The sequence below is a fragment of the Nocardiopsis chromatogenes YIM 90109 genome (assembly GCF_000341185.1).
GTDB classification, from domain to species: Bacteria; Actinomycetota; Actinomycetes; order Streptosporangiales; family Streptosporangiaceae; genus Nocardiopsis_A; species Nocardiopsis_A chromatogenes.
This window is the reverse complement of record NZ_ANBH01000042.1, coordinates 1-2,760: the sequence shown is the minus strand read 5'-3', so window position 1 is coordinate 2,760 and position 2,760 is coordinate 1. Positions and strand designations below refer to the sequence as shown.

General features: G+C 75.5%; 4 protein-coding genes. All 4 read right to left on the bottom strand.

Annotation, left to right across the window (positions count from 1 at the left end):
* Positions 1-352: 352 nt before the first annotated feature.
* Positions 353-1,210: an NmrA family NAD(P)-binding protein gene (locus tag D476_RS0103960; RefSeq protein ID WP_017622682.1), complete on the bottom strand. Its 858-nt coding sequence runs from the start codon at positions 1,208-1,210 to the stop codon at positions 353-355.
* Positions 1,211-1,358: 148 nt separating this feature from the next.
* Complete coding sequence (locus D476_RS0103955; protein WP_017622681.1) at positions 1,359-1,916, bottom strand: DUF3180 domain-containing protein; 558 nt, start codon at positions 1,914-1,916, stop codon at positions 1,359-1,361.
* A 3-nt stretch (positions 1,917-1,919) separates the two neighbouring features.
* The gene (folK, locus tag D476_RS0103950) at positions 1,920-2,444 is read right to left on the bottom strand and encodes a 2-amino-4-hydroxy-6-hydroxymethyldihydropteridine diphosphokinase (protein WP_017622680.1); all 525 of its coding nucleotides are present in this window, start codon (positions 2,442-2,444) and stop codon (positions 1,920-1,922) included.
* 2 nt (positions 2,445-2,446) lie between these two features.
* Positions 2,447-2,760, bottom strand: a 314-nt coding sequence (gene folB, locus D476_RS0103945) for a dihydroneopterin aldolase (protein WP_017622679.1), incomplete at its 5' end; no start/stop codon positions are given.

The following is a 2,760-nucleotide window of genomic DNA, read 5'->3' as shown; positions in this document are numbered from 1 at the left end:
CCCCGCCGATGTCGCCGCCGTCCTCGACGACGGGTGGACCATCGAGGTGAACGAGGTCCGCCCGCGGCCGGACGTGCCCGAGGGGGCGCACCACACGCGCGACACGGTCCTCAGGGCACGGCGCAAGGGGTAGAAGAACCCGTCCGGCCCCGCCCGCTGGCTGGTCTCGGGAAGGACGCCCCCTCCGGGCGCGGTTCCGGCGCCGCCGTTTCCGAGAGCAGCGGCAGAGGGGCCGGAACGGGTCCCGGGGCGCGCCGCGCGCACAGGTTCGCGCCCGGCCGGTACCGCCTGGGGCCCATCCGTCCAGGCTCCAGGTGCACCGGCCGGGCGCTTCCCAACGTCCGTACCAGGGTCAGGACCACACGCCCGTGGCGGCCGTGCGGCGGACCCACTCGTGGAAGTCGGCGGCCGGGCGGCCGAGCGCGCGCTGGACGCCGTCCACGACGTCGGCCGTGTGCCCGTCGCGGTGCAGTGCGAACATCGCGTTGAGCAGCGACGCCACCTCCTCGGGGAGCCCTTGGGCAACAAGCTCGTCGTGGTACTGCTCGGGGGTCAGCTCCTCGAAGCGGACCTCGCGCCCGGCGGCCTCGCCGATCGCCCGCGCCGCCTCGGCGAACGTGATGGCCCGCGGCCCGGACAGCTCGTACACCTGCCCCTCGTGCCCGTCCTCGGTCAGCGCCGCCGCGGCGACCGCCGCGACATCGTCGGCGTCGATGAACGGCTCGGGGACGGTGCCGATGGGCAGCGCCAGCCGCCCGGAGCGGACCGGCTCCAGCCACAGGTCCTCGGTGAAGTTCTGGAAGAAGTTGTTCGGCCGGACCATCGTCCACGCGGCCCCCGACCCCCGGACCGCCTCCTCGGCGGTGGCCATGCCCAGCCCGAAGCCGGGCCCGGAGTGCTGGATGCCGTGTCCGGAGAGGACCGCGAACCGCTCGGTCCCCGCCTTGACCGCACGGTCGACGAAGTCTCCGATGGGCGCGGGGTCCTCGGGTGCCACCAGGTAGACGGCGCGCACGCCGTCCAGGGCGGGGCCCCAGGTCCCGGGGTCGGTCCAGTCGAAGGGGACCTCGCTGGAGCGGGACGCCGCGCGGACCGGGGCGCCCGACTCGCGGAGCCGCCGGACCACCCGGCGGCCGGTCTTGCCGGTCGCCCCGAGAACGAGGATGTCGCCGTCGGTGCCGGTGCTGAAGGTGCTGTCGTTGTTCGTCATGCTTCGATCCAAGCGCACGGCGGGCGCCGGGGACATGGGCGAGAGTGCGGACCGCATACGTATCCGTCCGAGCGCGCGGCACGGCGGGCGCCGCACGAGGTGTGTGCGTGTCCCAGGCGGCGCCGGGACGGCCGGGTGGGTGGGGCGCCTACGCCGTGCCCGGTTCGCCTTCGGAGTCGTCGTCGGGGACGCGGCAGGCCCACTCCAGGAACACGGCCGCACCGAACAGAACCATCCCCGCGGCCATGGTGCCCAGCGAGGTGAAGAAGTCCTCCCTGGGCAGCGGGGTCTGCAACCGGCCCGCCAGGTACATCGCCATCCCGGCGAACACCCCCACGGCCAGGGACGCGAACAGCGCGCTCGCCTTGGCCAGGGCCACCAGCCGCGCCGCGCTCAAGGGTTCGATGGGCTCGGTCCCCGGCGCGCGGCGGATGCGGCGGCGGGTGTGGTGGCCGGTGATCGCCTCTCCGACGGCCAGCAGGAGCAGGGTCGGCACCGCCGTCCAGGGCACCGGGGGCAGCGCGCTGTAGAAGGCGGCCACCAGCGGGTAGGCCACCAGCGCCGAGGCGACCGCCACCGCGATCGGCACCTTCCACCCGATGGGGTGCATGCGCCCCTCGTCGTCGGGACCGCCGGGGCGGCCCCGCCCCCGGCCGGGACCGCTCTCCGGCTCGTCGCGGCCCCACTCCCGGTCGTCGTGGGACACGGTCTAGGCCCCCCGCCCCGGGAGGACCAGACGCAGGTCGTCCCGGCGGTCCGCCTCCTGGTCGGCCACGGCCGCCAGCAGGTCCGCCACCGGGCCGCGCCCCGGCAGCACGGCGCCGGGGTCGGCGTCGGCCCAGGGGCGCAGCACGAACGCGCGCTCGTGCGCCCGCGGGTGCGGCAGCGTCAGATCCGGGTCGGCGCTGAGCTCATCGCCCAGCGCGATGATGTCCACGTCCAGGGTGCGCGGCCCCCACCGCACCTCCCGCACCCGGTGGAAGCGCTTCTCCGCCTCCTGGGTGCGGGCCAGCAGCTCGTGTGGGGCCAGTGCGCAATCGGCGATCAGCACCGCGTTCAGGTAGGGCCCCTGCTCGGGGCCGCCCACCGGCGCGGTCTCGTAGACCGGGGAGACCGCGGCCGCCGTCAACCCCGGGGCGGACCCGGGTCCGGCGAGCGCGTCCACCGCCCCCTGCAGGGTGGCCATCCGGTCGCCCATGTTGGACCCCAGGGCCAGCACGGCCGTGCGCGCCATGCTCACTCCACCCCCCTGACCACGGTCACCGAGACGTCCTCGAAGGCGTGCGGGATGGGCGCCGACGGCTTGTGCACCGTGACCTCCGCGCGCCGCACCGGCTTCTCCTCCAGGCAGACCCGGACCAGCCGCTCGGCCAGCGTCTCCAGCAGGTTCACCGGCTCCCCCGTGACGACCTCCACCAGGCGCGAGGCCAGCTCCCCGTAGTGCACCGTGTCGGCGACGTCGTCGCTGGCCGCGGCCGGGCGGGTGTCCACCTCCAGCACCGCGTCCACCACGAAGTCCTGGCCCTCGCGGCGCTCGTGGCCGTAGACCC